12 protein-coding genes are annotated in these 13,861 nt (G+C 66.5%); 5 read left to right on the forward strand and 7 right to left on the reverse strand.

Annotation, left to right across the window (positions count from 1 at the left end):
• Together Q7T84_RS05910 and Q7T84_RS05915 are read right to left on the reverse strand one after the other, a co-directional pair.
• Positions 1-911: bifunctional ornithine acetyltransferase/N-acetylglutamate synthase (locus Q7T84_RS05910; RefSeq protein WP_304806822.1), on the reverse strand; the 911-nt coding region annotated here is incomplete at its 3' end.
• Positions 908-1,885, reverse strand: coding sequence for a peptidylprolyl isomerase (locus Q7T84_RS05915; RefSeq protein WP_304806823.1), 978 nt, complete (start codon positions 1,883-1,885; stop codon positions 908-910). The genes Q7T84_RS05915 and Q7T84_RS05910, both read right to left, overlap by 4 nt.
• Before the next feature lie 150 nt (positions 1,886-2,035).
• Here Q7T84_RS05915 and Q7T84_RS05920 point away from each other — a divergent pair, with 150 nt between their 5' ends.
• The 3 genes from Q7T84_RS05920 (at position 2,036) to Q7T84_RS05930 (ending at position 7,019) form a co-directional block, all read left to right on the forward strand.
• Complete coding sequence (locus Q7T84_RS05920; protein ID WP_304806824.1) at positions 2,036-3,208, forward strand: acetyl-CoA C-acyltransferase; 1,173 nt, start codon at positions 2,036-2,038, stop codon at positions 3,206-3,208.
• Between the two features lie 274 nt (positions 3,209-3,482).
• On the forward strand, positions 3,483-6,191 hold the full coding sequence (gene secA / locus Q7T84_RS05925; protein WP_370653623.1) for a preprotein translocase subunit SecA: 2,709 nt from the start codon (positions 3,483-3,485) through the stop codon (positions 6,189-6,191).
• Positions 6,192-7,019, forward strand: a complete 828-nt coding sequence (locus tag Q7T84_RS05930) for a class I SAM-dependent methyltransferase (RefSeq protein ID WP_304806826.1) — start codon at positions 6,192-6,194, stop codon at positions 7,017-7,019.
• Positions 7,020-7,055: 36 nt separating this feature from the next.
• Here Q7T84_RS05930 and Q7T84_RS05935 read toward each other — a convergent pair whose 3' ends face one another.
• Both Q7T84_RS05935 and Q7T84_RS05940 read right to left on the reverse strand, forming a co-directional pair.
• A complete protein-coding gene (locus Q7T84_RS05935) occupies positions 7,056-7,520 on the reverse strand; it encodes a hypothetical protein (protein WP_304806827.1) in 465 nt (154 codons plus the stop codon).
• Between the two features lie 8 nt (positions 7,521-7,528).
• Positions 7,529-8,326 carry a DUF4198 domain-containing protein gene (locus Q7T84_RS05940; protein ID WP_304806828.1) on the reverse strand — a complete coding sequence of 266 codons (798 nt, stop codon included), beginning with the start codon at positions 8,324-8,326 and terminating at the stop codon, positions 7,529-7,531.
• Between the two features lie 168 nt (positions 8,327-8,494).
• On the opposite strand from Q7T84_RS05940, the gene Q7T84_RS05945 reads away from it, so the two are divergent.
• Complete coding sequence (locus tag Q7T84_RS05945; RefSeq protein WP_304806829.1) at positions 8,495-10,558, forward strand: TonB-dependent receptor domain-containing protein; 2,064 nt, start codon at positions 8,495-8,497, stop codon at positions 10,556-10,558.
• 334 nt (positions 10,559-10,892) lie between these two features.
• Positions 10,893-11,276 carry an energy transducer TonB gene (locus Q7T84_RS05950; protein ID WP_304806830.1) on the forward strand — a complete coding sequence of 128 codons (384 nt, stop codon included), beginning with the start codon at positions 10,893-10,895 and terminating at the stop codon, positions 11,274-11,276.
• A 143-nt stretch (positions 11,277-11,419) separates the two neighbouring features.
• Here Q7T84_RS05950 and Q7T84_RS05955 read toward each other — a convergent pair whose 3' ends face one another.
• The 3 genes from Q7T84_RS05955 to Q7T84_RS05965 all read right to left on the reverse strand — a co-directional run.
• Positions 11,420-11,794: a nuclear transport factor 2 family protein gene (locus tag Q7T84_RS05955; RefSeq protein ID WP_304806831.1), complete on the reverse strand. Its 375-nt coding sequence runs from the start codon at positions 11,792-11,794 to the stop codon at positions 11,420-11,422.
• Positions 11,791-12,771: an NADPH:quinone reductase gene (locus tag Q7T84_RS05960; RefSeq protein ID WP_304806832.1), complete on the reverse strand. Its 981-nt coding sequence runs from the start codon at positions 12,769-12,771 to the stop codon at positions 11,791-11,793. The genes Q7T84_RS05955 and Q7T84_RS05960 overlap by 4 nt, the downstream gene beginning before the upstream one ends.
• A gap of 42 nt (positions 12,772-12,813) precedes the next feature.
• The coding region (locus Q7T84_RS05965) for a carotenoid oxygenase family protein (RefSeq protein WP_304806833.1) at positions 12,814-13,861 on the reverse strand (1,048 nt) is incomplete at its 5' end.

A 13,861-nucleotide genomic window follows, 5' to 3' on the forward strand; every position in this document is an offset into this window, starting at 1 on the left:
AGCAGCAGGGTGTCGTTGGTGGAACGGTCGCCGTCCACGGTGACGCAGTTGAACGTCGTGCGAGTGTAGAGGCTGGCCAGGGTTTGCAACGCCGTCGGCGAGATGGCCGCGTCGGTGGCGACAAAGGCCAGCATGGTCGCCATGTCCGGCGCGATCATGCCCGAGCCCTTGCAGATCCCGGCGATGCGGACCTTCTCGCCGTCGATCATCGCCTCGGCGTAGGCGCCCTTCGGGAAGGTGTCGGTGGTCATGATCGCCCGCGCCGCGCCGGCCCAGCCGTCGTCAGTCAGCTTGGCGTCCACGTCAGGCAGTCGATGGGTGATCTTGGCGTCGTCCAGCAACACGCCGATCACGCCGGTGGAGGCGACCATCACATCGCGCTGGCGACAGTCGAAGCGCTTGGCGACCGCCGAGGCCACCCGCCGCACGGCGTCGGCCCCAGGTTTGCCGGTGAAGGAGTTGGCGCAGCCGGCGTTGACCACCAGGGCGCGGACGTCCCCGCCCTTGGTCATCTCAAGATGCTTCTTGCACCAGTCGACAGGCGCCGAACCGATACCGTGGCGGGTGAAGACGCCAGCGGCCGAGGTGCCGCGAGCAAAGCGCATGACCAATAGGTCGTCGCGCTCGGTCTTGTAGAAGCCGGCCCGGCCCGTCGCGAGCTGGACGCCGGCGATCGGCGGCAGTTCGGGGAACGGCACGGCCAGCGGCGAGACCGGTAGGGCGGCCTTGGCCGGCGCGGGCGCCGGCTGGGGCTCAGGCTTGGGCTTGGTCGTGGCCCGCTTGATCGCGGTGGTCAGCGGATCCAGGGCGCGCTCCAGCGCCTCCACGGGTTTAGCGGCGACCTCCAGGGCCTTGCCCGCCGTGCTCTTCTTGGGTGCGGCGGTCTTCTTCGAAGCTGGCGTGCTGGTCATGGCTTGGCGGCTTTGGCTGGAGCGGGGGGCGGCGCCGGGGCTGGGGCGGCGGGCGTAGCGGCGGGCGGAGCGTCGGCGGGTTCCTTGGGCTGGCCGGGCACGTCTTGCGGCGCGCCGATCAACGTCTGGACCTTGGCCCTGCTTCGCAGCTTTTCAAGCAGATCGCGAACCTGATCATAGGTGAGGAACCGCACGATCTGCGGGCGCGCGGCGTCCAAGGTGATCGGCTGCTCCATCCGCCGATCCTCGACCTTCAGAATCGCCCAGCCGCCCTCGGTCTGGAATGGCCCGACGATATCGCCGACCTTGGCGGTCTTCAGATTGGCGGCGTAGGCCTCGGGCATGACGTCGGTGGTGAAGTGCCCCAGATCGCCGCCGTTGAACCGAGTGGCCGCGTCGGTAGAGCGCTCCATGGCCAGGGCCTCGAACGAGGCGCCGGTGGCGAGCAGTTTCTCGATAGCCTGGGCCTCGGCCTCGGTGGCGACCAGGATCTGGCGCGCCTTGATCTCCTCGGACTGCTTGGCGAGCTTGAGCTGCTCTTGATAGAGACCGCGGATGGCGTTGTCGTTGACCGCGCCGGAAACCACGTTCTCGACCAGCATGTCGCCGAGGATGCGTTCGCGGGCGGCGGCCAGCCGCTTTTGGGCGACCGGATCCTTGTCCAGCTTGCGTTCGACGGCCTCGGCCGCCAGCAGCTTTTGGTCGATCACCTCGTCCAGCACCCGGCGGAACAGGTCCGACGAGATATCGAGCGGCTCGCCCTCGCCGATCAAGCCTTGAGCCACCGCCTCACGTTTGACGTCGGACGCCCAGACGGTCTTGCCGTCCACCTTGGCCACGGCGGTGTCGCCGGCCTGAGGCGCGCCCTCGGTCCCGCCGCGATCACCACAGGCGACGAGCATCAGGCTGGCGCTCAGCATGACCACGAAGACGCCCAGGGCGCGGGGGAGACGATGGAAGCTTGAGTGCGTCATAGGGGACGTACCTCGAATGCAAAAACGGCTCGCGAGCGTTCGCCCGTCCCTAGCCAACTAAGCGCTGGGATGCAAAGGTCGCGCCCGATCAAACACCCTACGGATCTCATAATGCCGTGGTGGTCCTAATTTTTGACGGAGAACATATTCATGACGCGTGAAGCCGTAATCGTTTCCTATGCCCGGACGGGCATGGCCAAGTCGGGCCGTGGCGGGTTCAACATGACCCCGACCGTCACCATGGCTGCTCACGCGATCAAGCACGCTGTCGAGCGCTCGGGCGTCGACAAGGCCGCCGTCGAAGATGTCATCCTGGGCAACGTGGCGCACGGCGCCGGCAACCTGGGCCGTCAGGCCGCTCTGCTGGCCGGCCTGCCGATCACGACCTCGGGCGTGACCGTCAACCGCTTCTGCTCCTCGGGCCTGCAAACGATCGCCACGGCCGCCAACTACATCCGCAACGACGGCGCCGAAGTGGCGATCGGCGCGGGCGTCGAATCCCTGTCCTTCCCGGGCGGCGGCGGCGGCGGCGACAACTTCGACCGCAACCTCAGCGCCCAATACCCGGCCCTGTTCATGCCGATGATCGACACCGCCGACATCGTGGCCGAGCGCTACAAGGTCAGCCGTGAAGCCCAGGACGAATACAGCCTGGAATCCCAGCGCCGTATGGCCGCCGCGCAACAAGCCGGTAAGTTCAAGGACGAAATCGTCCCGATGGCGACCAAGATGAAGGTCGTCAACAAGGAGACGAAGGAAGAATCCATCGTCGACTACATCGTCGATCGCGACGAGTGCAATCGTCCGGACACCACGCTGGAAGGCCTGGCCAAGCTCCAGCCGGTTCGCGGCGAAGGCAAGTTCATCACCGCCGGCAACGCCTCGCAACTGTCGGACGGCGGCGCGGCCGTCGTGCTGATGGAAGCCAAGGCCGCCTCCAAGGCCGGCCTGAACCCGCTCGGCGCCTTCCGCGGCTGGGCCGTGGCCGGTTGCGCTCCTGACGAAATGGGCATCGGCCCGATCTTCGCTGTGCCGCGCCTGCTGGAACGTCATGGCCTGAAGATCCAGGACATCGATCTCTGGGAACTGAACGAAGCCTTCGCCTCGCAGTGCCTCTACTCGCGCGACAAGCTCGGCATCGATCCGGAAAAGTACAACGTCAACGGCGGCTCGATCGCCATTGGCCACCCCTACGGCATGACCGGCGCCCGTCTGACCGGCCACATCCTGCAAGAAGGCAAGCGTCGCGGCGCCAAATGGGGCGTTGTGTCGATGTGCATCGGCGGCGGCATGGGCGCGGCCGGCCTGATCGAAATCTTCTAAGACGATCAGATACTAAGCGATTTGGCCCTCCCCTCACCGGGAGGGCCTTTTCATTTGTGGAATTCGCGTGCGGCTCACGCACCCGTCACCCCAGCCGCGTTGACACTGGCATGGCCGCTGCTTAAGTCTCGCGCGCCCCTAAAAGAGCGGAATTTCCGGGCAGGCGAAGGGCTGGACAAGGCCGTCGCCGGCCCTACCCCGCAGATCCGGAACGTTTCCCTTGAGCATCTTCCAACGCTTCTTCGGCTCTTCCAACGACCGCAAGGTCAAGGCGATGGCCTCGCGGGTCGCGAAAATCAACGCCTTCGAGCCAAAGATCCAGGCGCTGTCCGACGACGAACTTCGCGCCAAGACCCAGGAATTCAAGGACCGGCTCGCCAAGGGCGAAACGCTTGAGGACCTGCTGGAAGAAGCCTTCGCGGTGGTTCGCGAAGCCGCCAAGCGCGTGCTTGGCCAACGACATTTCGACGTCCAGCTGGTCGGCGGCATGGTCCTGCACGGCGGCGGGATCGCCGAGATGCGGACCGGCGAAGGCAAGACCCTGGTCGCCACCTCGCCGACCTATCTGAACGCGCTGTCGGGCAAGGGCGTCCACGTCATCACCGTGAACGACTACCTGGCTCAGTTGCACGGCGACTGGATGGGCCAGGTCTATGCGTTCCTGGGCCTTTCGACCGGCACCATTGTTCACGGCCTGTCGCAGAACCAGCGCAAGGCGGCCTACGAGGCCGACATCACCTACGGAACGAACAACGAGTTCGGCTTCGACTACCTGCGCGACAACCTGGTCTATGACCCCGAGGAAATGGTCCAGCGCGGCCACCACTTCGTGATCGTCGACGAGGTCGACTCCATCCTGATCGACGAAGCCCGTACGCCGCTGATCATCTCTGGTCCGACCGAGGACCGCAGCGAGCTCTACAAGACCATCGACCTGGTCGTGAAAGAGCTGATCAAGAACCCCAAGACCTTCGACCATGACGAGAAGCAGCGGCAGGTGATCCTGACCGAAGAGGGCTCGGAGATCGTCGAGGAGATGCTGGCCACTGGCGGGCATCTGGAAGAGGATTCGGCTGGCCTCTACGACGCCGCCAACGTCTCGATCGTCCACCACGTGAACCAGGCGCTGCGCGCCAACGTCCTCTACGCCCGCGAGAAGGACTACATCGTCCGCGCCGGCGAAGTGATCCTGATCGACGAGTTCACCGGCCGGATGATGCAGGGCCGCCGCCTGTCCGAGGGCCTGCACCAGGCCATCGAGGCCAAGGAAGGCGCCCAGATCCAGCCCGAGAACCAGACCCTGGCCTCGGTCACCATCCAGAACTACTTCCGCCTCTACAGCAAGCTGTCGGGCATGACCGGGACCGCCGCCACAGAGGCGCAGGAATTTGGCGACATCTACAAGATGGACGTGGCCGAGATCCCGACCAACCGGCCGGTCGCCCGGAAGGACGACGACGACGAGGTCTATCGGACCAACGCCGAGAAGAACCAGTCGATCCTGAAGCAAGTGGCGGACTGCTATGTCCGCGGCCAGCCGATCCTGGTCGGCACCGTCTCCATCGAGAAGTCGGAACAACTCTCCGAACTGATGAAGCTCCACAAGTTCGAGCACGAGGGAAAGACCGTCACCGGCATCCCGCACAACGTCCTGAACGCGCGCTATCACGAACAGGAAGCCATGATCGTGGCCGACGCCGGCATCCCCGGCGCCGTCACCATCGCCACCAACATGGCCGGCCGCGGCACCGACATTCAGCTCGGCGGCAACATCGACCTGCGCGTGCTGAAATGGCGCGAGGAGCAAAAGGGCCTGGGCATCGAAGTCACGCCCGAAGCGGCCGCTGAAGAGCGCGCTCGGATCGAGGCCGACACCAAGGCCCTGAAGGAAACCTCGCTCGCCGCCGGCGGCCTCTACGTCCTGGGCACCGAGCGTCACGAGAGCCGCCGGATCGACAACCAGCTGCGCGGCCGGACCGGCCGTCAGGGCGACCCTGGCCACTCCAAGTTCTTCCTGTCCTGCGAAGACGACCTGCTGCGGATCTTCGCGGGCGAGCGCCTGGATTCGATCATGCGCACCTTCGGCGTCCAGGAAGGCGAGGCGATCACCCACAAGTGGCTGAACGCCGCCATCGAGAAGGCCCAGAAGCGCGTCGAGCAGCGCAACTACGAAATCCGTAAGAACCTGCTCAAGTACGACGACGTCGTGAACGACCAACGCAAGGCCGTGTTCGAGCAGCGCGCCGAGTTCATGACCTCCGCCGACCTGTCGGACGTCATCGGCGAGATGCGTCAGGACACCATCGAGGACCTGGTCAATCGCCACCTGCCGCCCAAGGCCTATGCCGAGCAGTGGGACATCGCCGGCCTGACCGAGCGCGTCACCGAGCTGCTCGGGATGGACCTGCCGCTCGCTCAGTGGGCGGCCGAAGACGGCATCGCCAACGAAGAGATTCAGGAGCGCCTGCAGAAGGCCGCCGACGCCCGCGCCGCCGAGCGCGAGCAGATGATCAGCCCCGATCAGATGCGCAACATCGAGAAGAGCTTCCTGCTGCAGATGATCGATCTGCAATGGCGCGAGCACCTGATGCACCTCGACCACCTGCGCAACGTCATCGGCCTGCGCGGCTATGGTCAGCGCGACCCGCTGAACGAGTACAAGACAGAGGCCTTCTCGCTGTTCGAGAAGCTGCTGGTCGATCTGCGCCAGAACGTCACCCGCTGGCTGATGACGGTGGAGTTCGCGTTCGCCGAGCCGGAACCGGTCGCGCCGCTCGCCGGCCTGACCGAAGTGCACATGGACCCGCTGACCGGCGAGAACATCGCCCAGATGGGGGCGCTGCCCGACGGCCTATCGGCCGAACAGCGCGAGGCCCTGCCGATCACCGCCCTGCCGGACGGCTGGGAGAACACCGGCCGCAATCAGGCCTGCCCCTGCGGCTCGGGCAAGAAGTTCAAGCATTGCCACGGGGCGTTGATCTAGGTGACGACGGCCCAGGGCGACTACGTCCTCAAGGTCGACGGCTTCTGCCCTGTTTGCGAGCAGGACAGCACGTTCGCCGCCAAGGACCCATGGCTGCGCGATCACTTCCTGTGCCTGAACTGTAACTCCCAGCCACGTGAGCGGGCGCTGTTCTCCGTGCTGACCCAGTTGCGCCCCGACTGGCGCAAGCTGGCGATCCACGAAAGCTCGCCGGGCACCGCGGCCAGCCGACGCCTGCAAGACCAGGCGTCCGGCTACTTGGCCAGCCAGTACGACCCCTCGATCCCCTGGGGATCGACCCATGAACGTGGGTGGCGCTCGGAAGACCTGGAACGGCAGACCTTCGCCGACGCAAGCTTCGACCTGGTCATCACCCAGGACGTCATGGAGCATGTCTTCGCCCCCGACCGGGCCATGCGCGAGATCGCCCGCACCCTGAAGCCGGGCGGAATGCACATCTGCACCGTCCCCATCGTCAACAAGGAAGCCCCGTCGGTCCGTCGCGCGCGACGCATGGCGGACGGAACAGTCGAGCACCTGCTGGAACCCGTGTTCCACGGCAATCCGATGGATCCAAATGGATCTCTGGTCACCGTCGACTGGGGTTACGACATCGCCGCCTATTGGGACGCCGTCAGCGGCCTCTCAACGACGATCTTCACAATCGACGATCCGGGCCGCGGCATCCAGGCCGAGTACATCGAGGTGCTGGTCTCGCGGAAAAATGGCCTGCCCGATCTGTCGGGCGACGTGGCCCCAACGCCGGCGCCTGCCGAGAGCGCCGTTCGCAAACTCGCCCGCCGGATCAAGCGCCGGCTGACGCATTAGGAAACAGGCGGCCCGCCGGGCCGCCTGCGAGCCGCCCTACTCGCCCTTCTTCTTCTCGCCAGCCGAGACGACGCCGTCCCCGTCGCCATCCTGCTCGGCGAAGGCGCGCGCGCCGGAGGCCGCGAACTCTTCGGCCGACATCTTCTTGTCCTTGTCGCTGTCGAGGACGCCGAAGCGGACGTGGGCCTGACGGATCTGGCGCACCTCTTCCTCGGCCTTGTGTTCGACGGTGTCACTCGAGGCCGCCAGTTGGGCGCTCAGCCGGCCCTGGTACTCGCTGACATATTCGGCCTCGTCGACGAAGCCGTCCTTGTTGAGGTCCATCGCCGCGAAGCGCTGGTCGCGGATGGTCTTGAACTCGGCGGCGGTGACCTTGCCGTCCTTGTCGATGTCATAGTCGGTGATGAAGGCCGAGTGCTCGTGCGGCGCGGCGTGGGCCGAGGCCGCGCCAATAGCCAGCAGGGCCGCGGTGAGGGCGAGGGGAAGACGCAAAGCGGTCATGGGCTGTCCTATTCGGTCGCTTCGAAGGTGAGGGTGTAGCTGTAGCTGCGGTACGGGGTCTCGGCGCCGGCCGGCGAAGCCGTGCGGTGGCGGATCAGGGCCAGATAGGTCCCGGCGTCCGGCGCGGTGATCGAGAACTTGCCGGAGGCGTCGGTCTTGATCTGGCCTTCAATCTTCTTCTTGCCGTCGTAGTTCCCGGCGGCGCGATAGACCTCGACATTGGCGCCAGCGACGGGCTTGCCCTCGAACAGCAGCTCGAAGGTCGCCGGCTGGGCGGCGAAGATCTCGCTGGGATGGGTGATGGGTCGAAGCTCCAGGCTCTTGCCGGTCGGCGCCAAGGCGTCCTTGGTCGGAGCCCCGCGGGTCACATAGACCTCGGCCAGGGTCATGCTCTGGACATCGACCATTTGAACGCCGGCGGGCTTTTCCGCCCCCTCGCCGATCACCCATTCGCCGGCGGCCGACTTGTACATCTTGCCCTTGCGGCCAAAACGCTCGCCCGACGAGATACGATAGGTGCCCTTGGCCGGAACCTGGGCCTCGAACACCGCCAGGTCGCGCAGGTAGGTGACTTCTTTGATCGGCGTCGTCGCACCGCCAGGACCTTGGGTGTGGAAGGCGTCGGACTTCATCACCACCTCGGACACGAACGGCTCCTCGGCGAAGCCGGCCTGGACGGTGACGTGATCACGGTCGGTCAGGTCGAACATGTTGGGCAGCATGAACGGCATGTGCGCCAAGGCCACGCCCGGCGCGGCCGCTAAAAGTCCAGCGCTCGCAAGCGCCGCAAATCCCAATCGCCCCATAGATTCCCCGTTCTTCGTTCTCAAAACTGAAACTCGAATAATGCAATTGCGACTCACTTGCAATTGAGTTTCCGATGGCGCATTGACGACGTCGCCGACCGCCCACGGGGGGCGTTGCGCGACAAATATGCGACTAACTCGCATTTGCATACAAGTACGGAGAGTTCTATGGGGCGATCGATGTGGTGGAGCCGAGCAGCGCTTCTGGCCGGGACCTCCTGCCTGTTGATGGCCGGAACGGCCCAGGCTCAGGAAGCGCAAGGGCGCCCTGACAGCGCCGCCGCCCAGCTGTCGCTTGGCCGGATCGTGGTCTCGGCCGGCGCTGAGAAGGTCGCCATCGACACGCCCCAGGCGGTGACCGCGCTCGACCAGGAAGACATCGACCAGGCCCAAGCGACGACCATGGGCGATCTGCTGGAGGCCATTCCCGGCGTCAGCGTGGTCGGGGGCGTCTCGGCTCTGGGCCAAGGCTTCAACATCCGCGGCATGGGCACCGGGATCGCCGATTCCGACAGCCGCATCCTCACCCAAATCGACGGGGTGACGAAGTTCTACGAACAGTACCGGATGGGCGCGCTGTTCAGCGAGCCTGAGCTCTACAAGCGCGTCGAGGTGCTGCGCGGCCCAGCCTCCTCGACCCTCTATGGCGCCGGCGCCCTGGCCGGGGTGGTCAACTTCACCACCAAGGACGCCTCGGACTTCCTGAAAGGCGACGACCGCTTCGCGGTGCGCCTCAAGGGCGGCTATGAGAGCAACTCCGAGGGCCTGGCCGGCTCGGTGATCGTGGCCGGCAAGCCAGCCGAGAACCTCGACCTGCTAGGCGTCTACACCGCCCGCGACGCCGGAAACTACAGCAGCGGCGACGGGACGGAGGTCGATCCGTCCGGGGTGAAGTCCAGCTCCTACCTGCTGAAGGGCCGCTACTATGTCGGCGGCGACAAACAGCACAGCATCTGGGCCTCGTACCAGAACTGGCGGTCCGACAGCACCCAGATGTACGACCAGGCCGAGGCCTTCGGCACCACGCCCGTGCGCCGCAAGGTCGACGACCTCACCGCGGTCATCGGCTACGAAAACGACTTCGGCGGGAGCAAGATCTTCAACCTCGAGGCCCAAGGCTCCTACGCCAACTCCAAGGTCGAACAGCGCGAAACCACCTTCCTCCCCGGCCTGACCTATTCGGAATTCTCCTACGAGACCTGGCAGGGCCGTATCCAGAACACCTCGCGCTTCAACTGGGGCGACGACTGGGCCGGCTTCCTGTTCGTCGGCGTGCAGGCCTACACCCAGGAGCGCCGCAATCCGCGCGTGAACGCCGCGGGCGTGACCAATCCGGGGGCCGCGACCCACCCGGAAGGCGACATGGACAAGTACGGCGCCTACGCCCAGGCCGAGCTCGTCTGGTCCGACAAGCTGACCATCATTCCGGGCGTCCGGGTCGACAAGACCAAGCTAAAGCCCGGCGCCGGCGTCGCCACGCGCCAAAGCGTCGAGGACACCGCCGCCTCGCCAAAGCTGGCCGTGCTCTATTCGCTGACTGACAACGTCTCGGTGTTCGGTTCGGTCGCCCGCACCGTGCGCATGCCGGTGCTGGACGAGGTCTTCAGCCGCACCAGCGCCACGGCCTCGAACTTCAGCCTCAACCTGAAGCCGGAAGAATCGGACAACTTCGAGGGCGGGATCACCCTGTCCTTCGACGACGTGGCGACCCAGGGCGACGCCGTGCGTGTCAAGGTCACCGCCTTCCGCAACGACGTCTCCAACCTGATCACGCGGGGCACGGCCAACTCGCCCTATTTCGTCAATGTCGGGGAGTCGCGATTCAAGGGCGTCGAGGTCGAGGCGGAATACGCCTCGCGTGGCCTGTTCGCCCGCGCCGGCCTCTCGCTGATCGACGGCGAGAACCGCACCACCGGCAATCCGCTGAACACCATCCCGGCCGACGAACTGGACATGACCGTCGGCTACCGCTTCACCGACCTGAACCTGCAGGCCGGCTGGCGCGGCGAGTTCGCCGCCGATCAGGAGGACATCGGGCCAGGTGGCCGGCGCACCGGCGGCTATGGGGTCCACAACCTGTTCGTGACCTGGACGCCGCAGGACGGCGCCCTTTCGGGCCTGGAGGTGAGGGCTGCGGTCGATAACCTGTTCGACAAGCAATTCCGCCGCCACCTGTCGTCACTCGACGCGGAAGGCCGCACCGTCAAGCTCACCCTGGCGCGGACGTTCTAGGGTGAAGCTCACCCGTACACGCGTGACGGCGGCGGCGGTCTCGACCGCCTTCAATGTCGGGCTGATCGCGCTGGTCATGCGGCCCGGCGCGGAGGCCCCGCCTGTATGGGACGAAACTGTGGTGATGGCGGAACTGGTTCAAGTTCGGGGCGGAGAGACGCACGCCCCGAGCCAGTCGGCGCAGGCTCCTTCCTCCCCTCCTCGGGAGCCTGCGCCGGCGCCTACCTCGCCAGCGCCGACCTTGCCGCAAACGCCGTCGCAGGCTCCCCGGCCCCCGGCGGCGGCGTCCGCGCCCCTGTCGGATGCCGCCTCGGCGCCGACCTCATCCGCATCGATGCCAGCCCCTTCGGCCGCCGCCCAGCGCGCGAGCACGCCGCCGCAGCGCGCCGGGACGCGGGAGGGCCTGGACATCGATGCGCCGGGCGGCGCAAGCCTCGACTACGCCTCGCGCCTGCGGGCCTGGCTGGAAGCTCACAAGACCTATCCCAAACGGGCGCGCATGCGGCGTGAGGAGGGCGTTGTGCATGTCCACTTCGCCGTGGACCGCGACGGGCGGCTACTGCGCGGCGACGTCGTCAGCACCTCCGGCTTCGCCAGCCTGGACGCCGAGGCGATGGCCATGCTCGACCGCTCCAATCCCTTCCCCGGCGCCCCGCATTCGGTGCGCGGCGAGCGGATCGAGGTTTCGACGCCGGTGGAGTTCTTTTTGACGCGATAAGTAGGTCCCTTCCTCTCCCTCGGGAGAGGTTAGGTGAGGGGGCCGCGAAGCGGCGCTGCGATCGGCGAAGACATTGATGCGTCAAGGCTGTTCCCCCTCACCCGACCTCTCCCCCGCAAGCGGGGGCGAGGAGAAGGACGCACCTACGCCAAGGTCACGAAGGTCTCGCTCTCGATCACCCATTGGCCGACCGACTTCTTCCAGACCGCCAGATAGGGGCCTGATGAAGTGGCGTCTTTCCAGGTGGCGACCCAGGTTCCAGTCTCGGCGGCGCGCTGCCCCTCAGCGTCCAGGGTGACGCTTTCGGTGATACGGGCGTAGGTGACGAAGCTGGGATCGGCGAACTGCGCCTGGAAGGCCGCCAGCACCGCCTGGGCGCCCATCAGCAAGCCGCCCTCGCCCGAGATCAGGTTCACTTGGCTGTCGAAGAACGGCGCGAGCCGCCCCGCGTCATGAGCAGCGATGATCTTGTTGGTCAGCTTGCGCCGGGCGCGGATGGCGTCCTGCGGCGTCGTCACGGTTCGACCACCGCCGTACCCACCTTGCCGCCGGACTCGACCAATTCGTGAGCGCCGGCGCAATCGGCCAGCGGGAAGCGCCCGGCGACCGACAGGATACGCTCGCCCGTCCCGATCCAGCGGGTGATGTCCTGCTGCGCGCGCTTGCGGGCCTCATGCGGCGAAACCGGCAGATAGACCCCGTGGATCATCAGGTTCAGCCCCATGGCCGCGCCGGCCGGCACGACCGGTTCGCGCGAACCCTTGGTGGCGTAATAGGCGAGCGAGCCGTTCATGGCGATGCTGGCGAGGGTGGAGGCGATGTTGCCGCCGAAGTCGACCTCGACCACGTGATGAACGCCCTGGCCGTCCGTCAGCTCGCGCACCCGGGCGGCGACGTCTTCGCGGCGATAGTCGATGACGTGATGGGCGCCGCCCGCGCGGGCGCGCTCGGCCTTTTCCTCCGAGCTGACGGTGGCGATCACCGTGGCGCCGGCCCAGGCGGCGAGTTGCACCGCATAGTGGCCGACCGCCCCCGCCCCGCCGGTGACCAGCACCGTGCGGCCCTGGACCGGGCCGGCCAGGAACAGCGCGCGATGGGCGGTCATGCAGGGGATACCCAGCGTCGCGCCCTGCGCAAAGGACACGCTGTCAGGCAGGACGCTGAGCAGATCGGTGTCGAGCTCGATGTACTCGGCCGCCGAGCCGAACGCCCGACCGTTGCGCTGGCCGTTGTAGAACCACACCCGCTTGCCCACCCAAGATGAGGAGACGCCAGGCCCCACCGCCTCGACGATTCCGGCTCCGTCGCTGTTGGGTGTGATGCGGGGATAGGCCATGGACGCGGGACCGCCGCGCATCCCCACATCGGACGGATTGACGCCCGAGGCCTTGATGCGAACCAGCGCCTGACCCTGGCCAGGCGCTGGTGTCGGCAGATCGCCGTATTGCAGGACCTCGCGGGCCGGACCCGTGCGGTCGTACCAAATGGCTTTCATGTGCCCCTCCCACTCGCTCCGATGAGCGGAGCGAGGAGAAGTCTAGCCCGCCACCCAGTTGCCGTGGAAGCCGAACGGCACCCGGCGGGGCAATTCGGCCACGGCGATCGGCCCCTTGGCGATGTCGAGCGCCTCGAAGACCAAGAGGTCGCTGCGGTCCTCGGCCGCCCGCCAGACCACCGCGGTGACCCAGCCGTCGCCTTCAGCCGCGTCGGCCGAACGCGGTGTGAAGACCGGTTCGGATGTCATGTCGCCGCCGGTCAACTCGTAGACCTGGCGCTTGCCGGTCACCAGATCGAGGTGAGCGATAGCGGTCTGCTTGATGGTCTTGGCGTTGCCGGGATCGGCCGCGTACCAGCCGTGGCGGTGGGCCGAACCCGCATAGCGTTCGTCGAAGCGCGGAAACTCGCCGTCCAGGTCGTCGATGGCTTCTTCCTTGATGGCGTCGCTGTTTCCCTCGAGATCGAAAGTCCAGCGCACCATGCGCGCGGCGCTGCGCTGGCCCGGCGAGCCGTCGGCGTTGGGGAACAGTGGCGCGGTGTCATAGCGGAAGACGTCGGCGATGATCTTGCCGCCCTCCTCCCAGGCGTTCATCGGGTGGAAGACATAGGACGGCGGGGCGTTGAACCAGCGGATCGAGGCGACCTCGCCATCGCGGCGCATGACCCCGACATGGCTGCCCTTGTCCGGCTCCCACGCATAGGCCGGCAGGCCCTTCATCGCCCGGTCCAGGCTGCCGGTCAGGGGCAGGATCGGGAACAGGGCGTAGTTCTCGGTGACCAGGAAGTCGTGGACCATCGAGGAGAACGGGGCCTGGAAGTCGTCGCGGCGGACTACCTTGCCGGTGGCGTCGGTGACGCCATAGCTCATGCCCGCGGATAGGGGCATGTCGCCGACGCCATAGCCGAACCAGACCATCTCGCCGGTCTTCGGGTCGATCTTCGGGTGAGCGGTGACCCTGCCGTTGTACTCGGTGGCGTAGCCCTTGGATTCCAAGGTGCGCTCGGCCATCTCGAACGGAGCATGGGCCTCTTCCAGCGCCAGCAGCCGGCCAGCGTGGAACAGGATGTTGGTGTTGGCGACGCCGCTT

It is taken from the genome of Phenylobacterium sp. (assembly GCF_030654915.1).
Taxonomy (GTDB): Bacteria; Pseudomonadota; Alphaproteobacteria; order Caulobacterales; family Caulobacteraceae; genus Phenylobacterium.

What these genes read in the sequence shown, in the direction of transcription:
- Q7T84_RS05915 (WP_304806823.1), bottom strand. Translation starts at nt 1,885, where the DNA reads ATGACGCACTCAAGCTTCCATCGTCTCCCCCGCGCCCTGGGCGTCTTC.
- Q7T84_RS05920 (WP_304806824.1), top strand. Translation starts at nt 2,036, where the DNA reads ATGACGCGTGAAGCCGTAATCGTTTCCTATGCCCGGACGGGCATGGCC.
- secA (WP_370653623.1), top strand. Translation starts at nt 3,483, where the DNA reads ATGGCCTCGCGGGTCGCGAAAATCAACGCCTTCGAGCCAAAGATCCAG.
- Q7T84_RS05935 (WP_304806827.1), bottom strand. Translation starts at nt 7,520, where the DNA reads ATGACCGCTTTGCGTCTTCCCCTCGCCCTCACCGCGGCCCTGCTGGCT.
- Q7T84_RS05940 (WP_304806828.1), bottom strand. Translation starts at nt 8,326, where the DNA reads ATGGGGCGATTGGGATTTGCGGCGCTTGCGAGCGCTGGACTTTTAGCG.
- Q7T84_RS05945 (WP_304806829.1), top strand. Translation starts at nt 8,495, where the DNA reads ATGGGGCGATCGATGTGGTGGAGCCGAGCAGCGCTTCTGGCCGGGACC.
- Q7T84_RS05950 (WP_304806830.1), top strand. Translation starts at nt 10,893, where the DNA reads ATGCCAGCCCCTTCGGCCGCCGCCCAGCGCGCGAGCACGCCGCCGCAG.
- Q7T84_RS05960 (WP_304806832.1), bottom strand. Translation starts at nt 12,771, where the DNA reads ATGAAAGCCATTTGGTACGACCGCACGGGTCCGGCCCGCGAGGTCCTG.